Origin of the sequence: Rhizobium albus (assembly GCA_030160035.1) — a bacterium.
Classification (GTDB): domain Bacteria; phylum Pseudomonadota; class Alphaproteobacteria; order Rhizobiales; family Rhizobiaceae; genus Georhizobium; species Georhizobium albus.
In genome coordinates this window covers 1349159-1363283 of sequence record BSNO01000001.1, presented here as the reverse complement: position 1 = coordinate 1363283, position 14125 = coordinate 1349159, and the positions used below count along the sequence as shown (strand labels likewise).

Genomic DNA, 14125 nt, shown 5'->3' with positions numbered 1-14125 from the left:
TTCGTTTCATCTCCGTCAGGCTTGCAGCGCATTCCACATCGCCTTGTCGCGCTCGGCCGTCCAGATGCGCGGCGTGTCGATGCCGCGGGCCTCGTCATAGGCGCGAGCAACGTTAAACGGCAGGCAGTGCTCATAGATGGCGTAGCTGGCGAATTTCGGATCGCACTCGGCGCGCACCGCATCCCATGTCTCTTTCAGCGAGCCCCCGCGTGCGGCGATGCGCTGTGCCGGGCGGAAGGTGCTGTCGACGAAATCGCGCGTGTTCTCGATTGCCTCGCCCACAAGCGCCTTTCCAACGAGCGCATCGCCGCGGCCGGGCGCGATCGCGTCGACATCGAAGGCGTTGATGGCATCAAGCGTGCCGCCCCAATCGCCGAAATGGCCATCCCCGCAGTAGCAGGCTGAGTGATATTCGACGATGTCGCCGGTAAACATCACGTTCTCGTCCGGAACGTAGGCGACGATGTCGCCGGCGGTGTGCGCGCGGCCGAGATGCATGAGATCGACGCGCCGCGAGCCAAGATAGACTGTCATGCGGCCTGCGAATGTCTGCGTCGGCCAGGTAAGGCCCGGGATGCTTTCATGGCCCTGGAACAGCCGGGGAAAGCGCTCGAATTCCGAGTCCCAGTCTTCCTGCCCGCGCTCCACCACCATCGCGCGCGCCTTGTCCGACATGATAATTTCGGAAGCCGAGTACGCCGAAGCTCCGAGCACCCGCACCGCATGGTAATGCGTCAGCACCACGTGCTTGATCGGCTTGTCCGTGACGGAGCGAACCTTTTCGACGACCATGTTGGCCAGCCGTGGCGTCGCCTGCGCGTCGACGATCATGACGCTGTCGTCACCGATGATCACGCCCGTATTGGGGTCGCCTTCGGCGGTGAACGCCCAGAGATCCCGGCCCACCTCGGTGAACGAAATCTTCTTGTCGGCCATGTCGCCTTGCGACGCGAACGCTTTTGCCATCGTGATCTATTCCTTTTCGTATGTCTCAACCGTCTGCTCGATCGCTCCGAAGATCGAATGACCGGTCTTGTCTTTCATTTCGATGCGGACCGTATCGCCGAATTTCATGAACGGCGTCAGCGGCTTGCCGCCGGCGATCGTTTCGATCATGCGGATTTCCGCGATGCAGGAATATCCAACTCCGCCCTCGCCGACCGGCTTGCCTGGCGCACCCTCGAGTTTGTTGGACACGGTTCCGGAGCCGATGATCGTGCCGGCCGACAAGGGCCGGGTCTTCGCGGCATGGGCGATCAGCTGAGGGAAATCGAAGGTCATATCCTTGCCGGCATCGGCCCGGCCGAAGGGCTTGCCGTTCAGATCGACCGAAAGCGGAAGATGCAGCTTGCCGCCGTCCCACGCGTCGCCCAACTCGTCGGGCGTTACGGCTACGGGGGAAAATGCGGAGGACGGTTTGGACTGGTAGAAGCCGAAGCCTTTCGCCAGTTCGCCCGGGATGAGGCCACGCAACGACACGTCGTTGACCAGCATCACCAATCGTATCGCCGCGCGGGCCTCATTGATCGACGCACCCATCGGCACGTCGTCGACGATGACAGCGATCTCGCCTTCCATGTCGATGCCATAGGCTTCGTCCGCCATGCGGATCGGATCGCGCGGCGGCAGGAAGCTGTCGGATCCTCCCTGGTAAATCAGCGGGTCTTCCCAGAAGCTTGCCGGCATCTCGGCGCCCCGGGCCTTGCGGACCAGTTCGACGTGATTAACGTAGGCCGAGCCATCCGCCCACTGGTAAGCGCGCGGCAGCGGCGAATGCGCATCATGCTCGTGGAAACGCATGGTCGGCTGCGACCCGGTCATCATGCCGTCGTAAACGCGCTTCAGACGGGGGGCGACATGCGCCCAATCGTCGAGCGCGGCCTGAAGCGTACGCGCAATGTGGCCGACCTCGGAACACAGCGTCAAATCCTTCGACACCACGACCAGCCGGCCGTCCCGCGTGCGATCCTTCAAGGTTGCCAGTTTCATGCGCTCTCTCTCCCGGTTTCGGCCTTAGCGGCCGGCAGTGCGATCTCCAGGCCGTCCCGGCCAATGGTGAGGCGACCGTCCCACGTCTTGGCCACCGCCGCCAGCCAGTCGGCTTCGGAAAATTCCGGATCGTCCGCCGGGATGAGATGATGGAGCACGAGATGGCCGACGCCCGCCAAGGAAGCGATGTGGCCGGCATCCTCCGCCATGGTGTGGCTTGCGATCAGATGCTGCTTCAACCGATCGCCATTGCCGGTGCGCGCGACGAGCCGATCGACGCCGGCAGCAAGCATGGCTTCATGAACGAGGATATCGGCGCCGCGGGCGAACTCGGCGAGCGGCGGGAAACAGGCGGTGTCGGAGGAAAAGACGATGCACGCATCTTCGACCTCAAAGCGCAGCGCGAAGCATTCCGTCACCGGCGGATGATCGACCCTGAGCGCCGCGACGGTCAGTCCATCCTCTTCAAGCACCACGCCCTCGGAAAACTCGATGACATGGATGAGACCACGAAGATCGGGACGCCCCTCGTCTGCGATCCTCAGATCGATGTCGAACCGCATGGATGCGAGGAAGCCGGTAAAGTAATCGACAATTCCAACCGGTCCGTGGACCGTCACAGGCGTCTTCAGCCCCGCCGTCCAGGCCGTGTGGATGAGCGGGCCGAGTTCCAGCACATGATCGGAGTGAAGATGGGTGATGAAGATCAGATCGAGTTCGGCGAGCCGCACGCCGGCATCGACGAGACCACGCGTGACGCCGAGGCCGCAGTCGATGACGATCCGTTTCCCTTCGATCTCAACCAGGGATGACGTCGGCCATGGACCGCTGCCGCCTTGGGGCAACGGGCGGATGGCAGGACCACCTTTCGTGCCCAGAAGAACGAGGCGCTCCTTCACGAAGAGCGGCCCTCCGGTGTTCCGTCGAAGCGCCGTTCCAGGCCGTTCCAGCAATCCATATAGTCGTCCTGCAGCGTCTCTAGCTCCGCCGCGAAGCGGGTGAGTTGCTGCGGAAACCGCGTCTCGAACATGAACGCCATGGTGTTCTCGAGCTTCACCGGCTTCAGTTCGGCGTTGGAGGCCTTGTCGAAGCCCGGCGCGTCGGGGCCATGCGCCAGCATCATGTTGTGAAGGCTCATGCCGCCCGGCACAAAACCCTTTTCCTTGGCATCGTACTGGCCGGTGATCAGGCCCATGAATTCGCTCATGATGTTGCGATGATACCAAGGCGGACGGAACGTGTTTTCCGCTACCATCCAGCGCGGCGGGAAAATGACGAAATCCACATTCGCGGTACCCGCCTCCTCCGTCGGCGCAGTCAGCACCGTGAAGATCGACGGGTCCGGATGATCGAAGAGGATTGCGCCGACGGGCGAGAATGTGCGCAAATCGTACTTGTAGGGCGTGTAGTTGCCGTGCCAGGCGACGACATCGAGCGGCGAATGACCGATCTCGGTGACATGGAACTGGCCGCACCACTTTACGGTCACGCGACAGGGCGTTTCCTTGTCTTCGTAAGCGGCAACAGGCGTCTTGAAGTCTCGCGGATTGGCCAGGCAGTTGGCACCGATCGGCCCACGATCCGGCAGCGTGAACTTCGCTCCGTAATTCTCGCAGATATAGCCGCGGGCGAAGCCGTCCCTGCCCGGCTCGACGATCGAGACTTTCGCCATCATGCCACGCGGGAGCAGCGCGATTTCCTGCGGCTCCACGTCGACGACGCCCATTTCGGTGAAGATGCGGATCGTGCCGTCCTGAGGAACGATCAGCATCTCGCCGTCGGCATTGAAGAAATAGTCGTCGACCATGTCCTGGTTGAACACATAGGCGTGGGCCGCCATGCCCACCTGGCCGATCGCATCACCGGCCGTGGTCATCGTGCGGATGCCGGCCAGGAAGTTCGTCGGTCCGTCTGGAGCCGGCACCGGATCCCATCGCAACTGACCGAGCGCCAGCGAATGGTCATCGAGACAAGGCGCGCTCTTCCAGAACGGCATGTCGATCCGCGAGAACCGGCCCGTGTGCTTCACGCTCGGGCGGATGCGGTAGAGCCAGGATCGCTCATTGGTGCCGCGCGGCGCCGTGAAGGGAGAGCCCGACAGCTGCTCGGCGTACAGCCCATAGGCTGGCCTCTGGGGCGAGTTGCGGCCCTGGGGCAAGGCGCCGGGCAGCGATTCCGTTTCGAAATCATTTCCGAAACCCGGCATGTAGCGCGGCGACATGGCGGTCTCCTCCCATCCACGTGAAATTCGTTGCGGATGTAACCGTTCTATTTTGTAACTATCAAGCCACCGCCGAGCGAGAGAGACGATCGTGACATCGACCCTGAAATTGGAAGAGTTCCTGCCCTATCGGCTGGCACGTGCGGCCGAAATCGTCAGCCGCGATTTTGCCGCGCTCTACCGCGAGCGTTACGGTTTGACCCGACCCGAATGGCGCGTCTTCGCCACCATCGGCCAGTTCGGCACGATCACGGCAACGGCGATCGGCGCGCACTCATCCATGCACAAGACAAAGGTCAGCCGCGCCGTCTTTTCACTGGAGAAGCGTCGATGGATCAGCCGGACAACAGATGACGCAGATCGACGGGTGGAACGGCTGCAACTGACGCGCGAGGGCGGCCTGCGCTTTCAGGAGCTTTCGAGCATGGCCCGCACTTACGAGTCGAAGCTGCTGTCGGCGATCGGCCCCGAGGCCACCGACCATCTGGTCGAGGCCATGGCTGCGCTGGAGCGATATGCGGCAGACAGTAGTTCCAGCGAGCGTTAGACCATTCGAATGTGAGGCTTCACTAACCTGCGGTGCGATCGGGAACAGGCGAGGATAGGCCGCGTTGGGATGGCACAGGGACAATGACTGACGGAGGATAAAGCAATGAAAAAGCTACTTCTCGCTTCCACGATGAGCCTCGCACTGATGACAGGCGCGACCTTCGCCCAGGACGCAGGCGCCGGATCTGAAGCCGGCGGCGGCGCGAATGCTGGCGGCGGTGCCGAGGCCGGAGGTGCCGGCGCTGGTGCAGGTGCCGACACCGGTGCTGGAACTGACACCGACGCTGGTGCCGGTACGGACTCCGGGGTGGACACCGGCGCTGGGGCCGATGTCGATGCGGGCGTTGACGCGGGCACGGAAACTGGCACAGACGCCGAAATCGATGGAGAACTCGATGCCGACACGGAAGTCGACGTCGACACGGGCGTCGAGACCGAAGGCGTTTTCGGGAATCTGGGCTCCTCGGCTGATGATTTCTTCACCGACTCAACGCGCACCGAGGCAGTTGCACCCGATCAGATCATGGCGGCCTTTTCTTCACTGACACCTGAAGAGCAGCAACTGGTGCTCGCGCAATGTGCCGACGCCGTTACCGTAACCGGTGCCTTGGTCGAAATCTGCGAAGTGGTCGTGACGCAGTAAGTCACCCTCAAACTTTGGAGGCTGCCGCAACCAGCGGCAGCCTTTTTTGTCGGCCAAGACGGCCAGGTCCTCCCGGTACTTCAATCCCAAATTTTTTACGGAGACGACGATGAAGAAGCTTTTGTGCGCGACCTTCCTTGCGGCCACGATTTCCCCTTTTGCCATGGCCCCGGCCGCCATGGCGCAGGATGCAGCGGGCATGCCTGAAGAAACGGGCGATCTGATCACTGCCACCGCCACGCTCGAAGGCGACGGCATCGAAGGCACCGTGACTTTGACGGAAACGCCAACGGGCATCGTCATCATCGAGATCGAAGCCAGTGGGCTCGAACCCGGCCCGCACGGCGTGCATCTTCACGAGACCGGCACATGCGATGCCGAAGGTGGCCATGAGGCCGCCGGCGGCCATGTTTCGGGCGATGGCGAGCATGGTGTACTGAACCCCAATGGTCCGCATCCGGGCGATCTGCCGAACGTGCATGTCCAGGAAGACGGCATCGCGCATGCCGAGTTCTTCGTCTCAGATATCGCCCTTTCAGGAGACGCCGGCACGGTCATCCTGGATGACGATGGCGCAGCCTTCATCATCCATGCCGGGGCTGACGACTACATGACCGATCCGGCAGGCGACAGCGGCGACCGCATTGCCTGCGGCGTCATCGAAGCCGCGAACTGATCGTGCTTCGATAGCTTAAACGGTCAGGTGCCGGCGGACGTCTTGACGATCGAGATCCTCCGCCGGCCCCTGATGAACCACCTCGCCGCGATCCATGATGTAGACCTCGTCTGCAAGCTCCCGACAGAAATCCAGATACTGCTCGACAAGGACTATCGCGAGGCCCGCGCTATCGCGCAGATAGCGGATCGCCCGCCCGATATCCTTGATGATCGAAGGCTGAATACCTTCTGTCGGCTCATCCAGAACCAAAAGCTTTGGTCGGGTGACGAGTGCGCGACCAATCGCCAGCTGTTGCTGCTGGCCACCCGACAAATCCCCGCCGCGCCGACCGAGCATATCGTTCAGCACCGGAAACAGCTCGAACACATGATCGGGGATCGTCTTCTGGTCGCGCTTCAGGGGCGCAAATCCGGTCTCCAAGTTTTCCCGAACGGTCAGCAGCGGAAAAATCTCCCTGCCCTGCGGCACGAACGCAATGCCGGAACGGGCGCGATCATAGGCGGCGCGCCGGCCGAATTCGCGGCCTTCGAAGCGCACGATGCCTGAACTTAAGGGGTGATGGCCGACGATTGCGCGCATCAGGCTGGTCTTGCCGACGCCGTTTCGGCCAAGCACACAGGTGATCTTCGCGGGCTCCGCTTTCATGGACACGCCTCGCAACGCCTGAGCCGCGCCGTAGTGAAGGTTCGCGCCTTCCACCTCAAGCATCGCGGTCGTCCTCTTTCGCCGCAGACTTCGGCTGCGAAGCCCACACGATGTGCGGCGCGGGCACCAGCCCACTTAGGCGCAACTCCATATGCGCCGGCTTCGCGGTGGGTAAAGGCTGCATGAGCACCCGCAATCCGTGCCAAAATCCCATCACTTCCTCCTAACGCCCAAGATAGACTTCGATGACGCGTGGATCCTTGCTGACATGATCGAGCGATCCTTCAGACAGCACCGATCCTTCATGCAAGCAGCTGACCTTGACGCCGAGTTCGCGCACGAAGTGCATGTCGTGCTCGACGACGATGACGGAATGGTCCTGCGCGATCTCCTTCAGGAGCCTTGCCGTCTCTTCCGTCTCGGCATCGGTCATGCCGGCAACCGGCTCGTCGACCAGCAGAAGCTTCGGGTTCTGCGCGAGCAGCATGCCGATCTCGAGCCATTGTTTCTGGCCATGGCTGAGATTGGCGGCGAGATCATTGCGGCGGGCGGAGAGCCGTGTCGTCTCGAGAATTTCCGAAATCTTGGCGGCGTCGTCGCGGCTCAGCCGATAGAAGAGCTGACCGAGAACACCGCGACCACCCTGCAGCGCCATGAGCAGATTGTCCTCCACCGTGTGGCTTTCGAAGACCGTCGGCTTCTGGAATTTGCGGCCTATGCCGAACGTCGCAATCGCGGGCTCGTCATGCTGGGTGAGGTCGATCGTGCCATCGAAGAAGACCTCGCCGCTGTCGGGGCGTGTCTTGCCAGTGATGATGTCCATCATCGTCGTCTTGCCGGCGCCATTCGGGCCGATGATCGCCCGCATCTCCCCACGCTCCAGGTAGAGCGAGAGATTGTTGATGGCTCGGAAACCATCGAAGGAGACCGAAACGCCGTTGAGATAAAGCAGCGGCCGGTCTTCCGCGCGATCGGGGGATGCCTGAACATTCATGGCTGTCACTCCGCCGGTGTCGGTTTGGCCGCGTCAGCGGTGGGCTCGGGAGGCAGGCGTCGCCGATCGACGCGCGCCATCAGGCCCGTGGCGATACCGAGGATGCCCTTGGGCAGGAAGATGGTGACGAAGACGAAGAGCGCCCCGAGTGCGAACAGCCAGAGGTCGGGATAGGCGATTGTGAAATAGGACTTCGTGACGTTGACCAGGATCGCTCCGATGATCGGCCCGATCAGCGTGCCGCGCCCGCCAAGCGCGGTCCAGACCACCACCTCGATGGAGTTTGCAGGCGCGAACTCACCGGGATTGATGATACCGACCTGTGGCACGTAGAGCGCCCCTGCAATTCCGGCGATGACTGCAGACACGACAAAGGCGAAAAGCTTCACATATTCAGGGCGGTAGCCGAGGAAGCGTGTGCGGCTTTCCGCATCGCGCACCGCGATCATCAGCTTGCCAAGCTTGGAATTGACGATCGCCGAGCACACGACGAAGGCGATGGCCAGCATGATTGCCGTGGCGGCAAAGAGCGACGCCCGCGTTTCCGGCGCCCGGATCGAGAAGCCGAGGATTTCGCGGAAGTCCGTCAGGCCGTTATTGCCGCCAAACCCCATGTCGTTGCGGAAGAAGGCGAGCAGAAGCGCGTAGGTCATCGCCTGGGTGATGATCGACAGGTAGACGCCTGTGACGCGGCTGCGGAAGGCGAACCAGCCGAAGACGAAAGCGAGAAGACCGGGAACGACCATCACCATCAGCATGGCGAACCAGAACATGTCGAAGCCCCACCAGTACCAGGGCAGCTCCGTCCAATTGAGAAACACCATGAAGTCGGGCAGCTCGGCATTGCCGTAAACGCCCCGGTTGCCGATCTGGCGCATGAGATACATGCCCATGGCATAGCCGCCGAGCGCGAAGAAAGCGCCATGGCCAAGCGACAGGATCCCGCAATAGCCCCAGACGAGGTCAAGCGCGAGCGCGAGCATCGCGTAGCAGAGATATTTGCCCATAAGCGCGACGAGATAGTTCGGCACGTAGAGCGGATGGCCCGGCGAGAGCAGAAGGTTCGAGGCCGGGACGAAGATCGCGACGGCAACGAGGATCGAGACGACGAGCCAGGCCTTGCCATCGAGACCGCGAAGGAGTGCGTGCGTGATCATGCTTCCACCGCCCTGCCCTTGAGCGCGAACAAGCCGCGAGGACGTTTCTGGATGAAGAGAATGATGGCGACGAGCACCAGCACCTTGGCCAGAACCGCGCCGGTGTAAGGCTCAAGGAACTTGTTGAAGACACCGAGCGTCATGGCGCCGACCAGCGTACCCCAGAGATTGCCGACCCCGCCGAAGACCACGACCATGAAGCTGTCGATAATGTAGGTCTGGCCGAGATTGGGCGACACGTTGGAGATCTGCGACAGCGCGACGCCTGCAAGACCCGCGATGCCGGAGCCGAGACCAAAGGTCATTGCGTCGACGAAGGGCGTGCGGATGCCCATCGAGGACGCCATCCGGCGGTTCTGGGTGACGGCGCGCATCTGCAGGCCGAGCGCGGTCTTCTTCATGACGAAAAGCAGCACGGCGAAGACGACCAGCGAGAAAACGATGATCCAGAGCCGGTTGTTGGTGATCGAAAGCCCGCCGAACTGGAACGCGCCCGACATCCAGGATGGATTGCCGACTTCGCGGTTCGACGCGCCGAAAATGGTGCGGATCGACTGCTGCAGGATGAGCGAAATACCCCAGGTGGCGAGGAGCGTTTCCAGCGGACGGCCGTAGAGAAAGCGGATGACGCCACGCTCGATGGCAATGCCGACGATGCCGGTCACGACGAAGGCCAGAGGCAGGGCGATGGCGAGCGACCAGTCGAACAGCTCCGGGTACGAGGTGCGGATCACCTGCTGAACGACGAATGTCGTATAGGCGCCGAGCATCACCATCTCGCCATGCGCCATGTTGATGACGCCCATGACGCCGAAGGTGATGGCAAGGCCGATAGCCGCAAGCAGCAGCACCGAGCCGAGCGAGAGCCCGTACCAGATGTTCTGGGCGACGTTCCAAAGCGCGAGATTGCGCTCGATCGCAGCGATGCCGGCCTGGATGGTCGGCTGCAGTTCCTCAGATGCCGTCGACAGCGCTCCCTGCAGGATGCCGATCGACTGGCTCCCTCCGCGCGCGACGATCGTGGACACCGCAGCCTCGAACTCCTCAAGCGACGCGTCGCTGCGCAAGATGGCAACGGCGCGCACCTCTTCCATCACCGCGCGTACGGCATCGTCATCTTCTGCGGCCAGCGCGGCATCCAGAGTTTCAACGCTGTCGGCATTGGCGGACGCATACATGTCGCGCGCAGCGGCGATCCGGCGCGCCGGGTTGGGGCTCATCAGGGTGAGCTGACTGACGGCCGTTCGCACTTCGCGGCGGATGAGATTGTTGACGCGGATCTGCTCGACCGCCGAGGATGCAAGCGCTCCGATCTCCTCACCCGTTGCGACGTCGGTGGCGATGACGCCGTCGCCATCGGCTTGGGTCGTCACGATCTGGCCTGTTTCGGTGACGACGAACAGGCTTCCGGCCTCCAGTGCGCGCAAGATGGGCACCAGTGCCACCTCGCCGGTGTCCGCAAGCGCTCCGATCACCTCGCCGCGCTCGCGAAAGCTGCCCTCGGGCAATTGGCGCAGGAGATCGATGGCAGGGCTGCCGGGCGGAATGGTTTCCTCCTGCGCGAATGCCGCGATCAACGACATCAACAGGAAGGCAAATCCGGCGACGCAACGTGCGATGGCACGGTCGACTGTCATGGAGCAACTTTCAACAAGAAACGGAAGGACGGCGTGTCTCGATCAGAAGGCACGGGAGGCGACTTGAAGCCGCCTCCCGTCCATTTGCGGACCTGACGGGAAGGGTGTCAGGAACCGCTGCCGCATGTTTGGGTTTCGGTGTTGAAGTTGCCGCACATGACCGGCTCCGTCCAATCCGCTTCGAGAACAGCCGATTCCGGCAGGAAGTCGGACCAGGCATCGCCTTCCACCAGATCTTCGGTTTCCCAGACGACGTCGAACTGACCGTCGGCCTGGATCTCACCGATAAGCACCGGCTTGGTGATGTGGTGGTTCGGCAGCATGACGGCCGTGCCGCCGGTCAGGTTCGGCACTTCCACGCCGACGATGTTCTCGATGACGGCATCCGGCTCGGTCGAACCCGCCTTTTCAACGGCGGCAACCCACATGTTGAAGCCGATATAGTGGGCTTCCATCGGGTCGTTGGTCACGCGCTCTTCGTCGCCGATGAAGGCATGCCAGGCTTCGATGAACTCGGCATTCTCAGGCGTGTCGACCGACATAAAGTAGTTCCAGGCGGCAAGGTGGCCGACCAGCGGAGCGGTATCGAGGCCGGCGAGCTCTTCTTCACCGACCGAGAAGGCGACGACCGGGATGTCGACCGCGTCGATGCCCTGGTTGCCGAGCTCGCGGTAGAACGGGACGTTCGCATCGCCGTTGATGGTCGAGACGACCGCCGTCGGCTTGCCGGACGAGCCGAACGTCTTGATGTCGGACACGATCGTCTGCCAGTCGGAATGACCGAACGGCGTGTAGTTGATCATGATGTCTTCATCGGCAACGCCGGCATCCTTGAGGTACTGCTCGAGGATCTTGTTCGTCGTCTGCGGATAGACGTAGTCGGTACCGGCGAGCACCCAGCGCTCGACGCCGACTTCGTTCATGAGGTAGTCGACCGCCGGAATGGCTTGCTGGTTCGGCGATGCGCCGGTGTAGAAGACGTTGCGCTGGCTTTCTTCGCCCTCGTACTGGACAGGGTAGAACATCAGCGAGTTCAGCTCTTCGAAGACCGGCAGAACCGACTTGCGGCAGACCGACGTCCAGCAGCCGAAGACGGCATCGACTTCTTCGACTTCGATCAGTTCGCGCGCCTTTTCGGCAGCCAAAGGCCAGTCCGACGCGATGTCGACGACGACCGGTTCGAGCTGACGACCGAGAAGCCCGCCCTTCTCGTTCTGCTGCTCGATGAGCATCAGCATGACGTCCTTGAGAGTCGTTTCCGAGATCGCCATCGTGCCGGAGAGCGAGTGGAGAATGCCGACCTTGATCGGGCCTTCCTCCTGCGCAAAGGCACCCGTCCAAGCCGTCGACGCAGCAAGCGCCGCAGCGGCAGTCATCATGACCCATTTCTTATTGGTAGCGGCCATCCGTTTTCCCTCCAACGGTTTCATATGCACCGCAACAAACCGAGCAAACGGCGTGCCAACTCAACCGGAGGCTTGCAGGCGCTCGGTAAGAGACTGTTCATCTTTGGATTTCGCGGCGTTCGATGGCCCGCTCTTCGGACGATGCGGCCGGGCGGTTGCCCACGATATGGGCGCACAGAGTCAAAATTGATCAAAATTCGTACGCCAAACAAAGCCTGCACATTTTTTCATCTTCACAAGATGTCCTGTCTCCACACACTGGAAGGAAGACGGGAGGCACTTTATATGTTGCATTGCACAATCACGAAGGAGACCTGCCCATGGAAAAGCGCCACACCGCCATCATCACTGGCTCGACCAGCGGCATCGGTCTCGGGATCGCGAAGGCGCTCGCCCGCTCGGACATGAACATCGTGCTGAACGGCTTGGCGAAGGACGAGGATGCGGCCAAAGCCGTGGCCGAAGTGCAGAAACTTACGAAAGGCAAGGTTGTGTTCAACGGCGCCGATATGACCAAGCCGAAGGAGATCGCCGATCTCGTCCATTCAACGGAGAAGGAGTTTGGGACGGTCGACGTTCTGGTGAACAACGCCGGCATTCAGCATGTCTCAAAGATCGAGGAATTCCCGATCGAGAAGTGGGACGCGATCATCGCAATCAATCTCACGAGCGCGTTTCACACCATCCGCGCCGCGCTTCCCGGTATGAAGAAACGTGGCTTCGGTCGCATCATCAACATTGCTTCCGCCCACGGGCTCGTCGCTTCGCCATATAAATCGGCCTATGTGGCGGCCAAGCATGGCATTCTCGGCCTGACGAAGACCGTGGCGCTGGAAACCGCCGAAAACGGCATCACGATCAACGCGATCTGCCCGGGCTATGTCGAGACACCGCTGGTCGAAGGACAGATCGCCGACACCGCTCGCGAGCGCGGCATGACCGAGGACGAGGTGAAGGAGAACGTCATCCTCAAAGCTCAACCGACCAAGGAATTCGTCAGCATCGAGGAAGTCGCCGACATCGCGCTGTTCCTGACGACGCCTTCGGCGAAATCCATTACAGGAACGTCCATCTCGGTCGATGGCGGCTGGACGGCGCAGTGATGCTGGAAGAGCAAGCGCCCGCCGCCGAGGACAAGCCGTCGGCACCTCGATCGAAGAGATCCGCCACCAAGACCGTCAACCTCGCCTTGCAGGGCGGCGGCGCGCACGGCGCCTTCACCTGGGGCGTGCTTGACGGGCTGCTCGAGGACGGGCGGATCGAGATCGAGGGCATTTCCGGCACATCTGCCGGCGCGATGAACGCTGCCATCTACGCCTATGGCAACATGGAGGGCGGCCGCGACGGAGCACGCGAAGCACTCGAGCGGTTCTGGCGCGACATGAGTCTCGCCGGCGAGGTCTTTTCGCCGGTGAAGCAACTGCCATGGGAGAAGCTTCTCGGTCCGTATTCGATGAACTCGTCCCTCACCTTCAACACCTTCGACAATCTGACGCGGATGTTCTCGCCCTATGAGTGGAACCCGCTGAACCTCAATCCGCTGCGTGATCTCGTCGCTCGCTCCGTCGACTTCGAGAAGCTGCACGCGTGCAAGTCGACGAAGCTCTTCATTTCCGCCACGAATGTTCGCACCGGCAAGGTGAAGGTCTTCACCAATGAGGACGTGACGCTCGATGCCGTGATGGCCTCGGCGTGCCTGCCCTTCATCTACAAGGCTGTCGAGATCGATGGCGAGCACTACTGGGATGGCGGCTACACCGGCAACCCGGCGCTGTTCCCGTTCTTCTACAAATGCACGAGCCGTGACGTGGTGGTCGTCCACATCAATCCCATGGTGCGCGACGACGTGCCGATGTCTGCCCCCGACATCATGAACCGCATCAACGAGGTGTCCTTCAACGCCTCGCTCGTGCGCGAATTCCGCGCCATCGACTTCGTGGCACGGCTGATCGACGAGGATTGGCTGAAGGATGAGTACAAGGACCGACTGAAGAAGATCCTGGTGCACTCGATCCGATCCGACGATGCGCTCGAAGACCTCGACGTGGCATCGAAATTCGAGCTCGGTTGGGGCTTCCTGCAGGATCTGCGCGATCGAGGACGTCTCTATGCGATGGAGTGGCTCGATCGCCATTTCGACGATCTGGGCGAACGGGCAACGGTCGACCTGAAGAACGAATATCTAGCCGGATCCGGTGTCTAGGG

At 61.8% G+C, this 14125-nt stretch carries 14 protein-coding genes; 5 read left to right on the top strand and 9 right to left on the bottom strand.

Features of this window, described 5'->3' with window-relative positions; all coding sequences use genetic code 11:
- Window positions 1–15: 15 nt before the first annotated feature.
- From QQL76_RS06560 to hmgA, 4 genes are read right to left on the bottom strand one after another with little or no spacing between them, the layout of a single operon-like run.
- On the bottom strand, window positions 16–966 hold the full coding sequence (locus QQL76_RS06560) for an MBL fold metallo-hydrolase (protein WP_499206886.1): 951 nt from the start codon (window positions 964–966) through the stop codon (window positions 16–18).
- A 6-nt stretch (window positions 967–972) separates the two neighbouring features.
- Window positions 973–1989 carry a fumarylacetoacetate hydrolase family protein gene (locus QQL76_RS06555; RefSeq protein ID WP_499206885.1) on the bottom strand — a complete coding sequence of 339 codons (1017 nt, stop codon included), beginning with the start codon at window positions 1987–1989 and terminating at the stop codon, window positions 973–975.
- The gene (locus QQL76_RS06550) at window positions 1986–2888 is read right to left on the bottom strand and encodes an MBL fold metallo-hydrolase (protein WP_499206884.1); all 903 of its coding nucleotides are present in this window, start codon (window positions 2886–2888) and stop codon (window positions 1986–1988) included. The genes QQL76_RS06555 and QQL76_RS06550 overlap by 4 nt, the downstream gene beginning before the upstream one ends.
- Complete coding sequence (gene hmgA, locus QQL76_RS06545) at window positions 2885–4210, bottom strand: cupin domain-containing protein (protein ID WP_499206883.1); 1326 nt, start codon at window positions 4208–4210, stop codon at window positions 2885–2887. The genes QQL76_RS06550 and hmgA overlap by 4 nt, the downstream gene beginning before the upstream one ends.
- Before the next feature lie 91 nt (window positions 4211–4301).
- On the opposite strand from hmgA, the gene QQL76_RS06540 reads away from it, so the two are divergent.
- From QQL76_RS06540 to QQL76_RS06530, 3 genes are all read left to right on the top strand, one after another.
- Window positions 4302–4757: a MarR family winged helix-turn-helix transcriptional regulator gene (locus QQL76_RS06540; RefSeq protein ID WP_499206882.1), complete on the top strand. Its 456-nt coding sequence runs from the start codon at window positions 4302–4304 to the stop codon at window positions 4755–4757.
- 105 nt (window positions 4758–4862) lie between these two features.
- Entirely contained in the window at window positions 4863–5402 is a 540-nt protein-coding gene (locus QQL76_RS06535) for a hypothetical protein (RefSeq protein ID WP_499206881.1), read from the top strand.
- A gap of 109 nt (window positions 5403–5511) precedes the next feature.
- The gene (locus tag QQL76_RS06530) at window positions 5512–6078 is read left to right on the top strand and encodes a superoxide dismutase family protein (protein ID WP_205665457.1); all 567 of its coding nucleotides are present in this window, start codon (window positions 5512–5514) and stop codon (window positions 6076–6078) included.
- Between the two features lie 15 nt (window positions 6079–6093).
- On the opposite strand, the gene urtE is transcribed toward QQL76_RS06530, so the two are convergent.
- From urtE to urtA, 5 genes are all read right to left on the bottom strand, one after another.
- A complete protein-coding gene (gene urtE, locus QQL76_RS06525; RefSeq protein ID WP_404861578.1) occupies window positions 6094–6789 on the bottom strand; it encodes an urea ABC transporter ATP-binding subunit UrtE in 696 nt (231 codons plus the stop codon).
- Between the two features lie 160 nt (window positions 6790–6949).
- Entirely contained in the window at window positions 6950–7720 is a 771-nt protein-coding gene (urtD, locus tag QQL76_RS06520; RefSeq protein WP_151986134.1) for an urea ABC transporter ATP-binding protein UrtD, read from the bottom strand.
- 5 nt (window positions 7721–7725) lie between these two features.
- Window positions 7726–8877: an urea ABC transporter permease subunit UrtC gene (gene urtC / locus QQL76_RS06515; RefSeq protein ID WP_499206880.1), complete on the bottom strand. Its 1152-nt coding sequence runs from the start codon at window positions 8875–8877 to the stop codon at window positions 7726–7728.
- Window positions 8874–10514 (bottom strand): ABC transporter permease, encoded by a 1641-nt coding sequence (gene urtB, locus QQL76_RS06510; protein WP_499206879.1) that lies wholly within the window; start codon window positions 10512–10514, stop codon window positions 8874–8876. The genes urtC and urtB overlap by 4 nt, the downstream gene beginning before the upstream one ends.
- A 107-nt stretch (window positions 10515–10621) precedes the next feature.
- Complete coding sequence (gene urtA / locus QQL76_RS06505; protein ID WP_425364924.1) at window positions 10622–11890, bottom strand: urea ABC transporter substrate-binding protein; 1269 nt, start codon at window positions 11888–11890, stop codon at window positions 10622–10624.
- 350 nt (window positions 11891–12240) lie between these two features.
- Here urtA and QQL76_RS06500 point away from each other — a divergent pair, with 350 nt between their 5' ends.
- On the top strand, window positions 12241–13023 hold the full coding sequence (locus tag QQL76_RS06500) for a 3-hydroxybutyrate dehydrogenase (RefSeq protein ID WP_499207130.1): 783 nt from the start codon (window positions 12241–12243) through the stop codon (window positions 13021–13023).
- On the top strand, window positions 13023–14123 hold the full coding sequence (locus tag QQL76_RS06495; protein ID WP_499206878.1) for a patatin-like phospholipase family protein: 1101 nt from the start codon (window positions 13023–13025) through the stop codon (window positions 14121–14123). Before QQL76_RS06500 ends, QQL76_RS06495 begins: the two co-directional genes overlap by 1 nt.
- The last annotated feature ends 2 nt before the right edge of the window (window positions 14124–14125 follow it).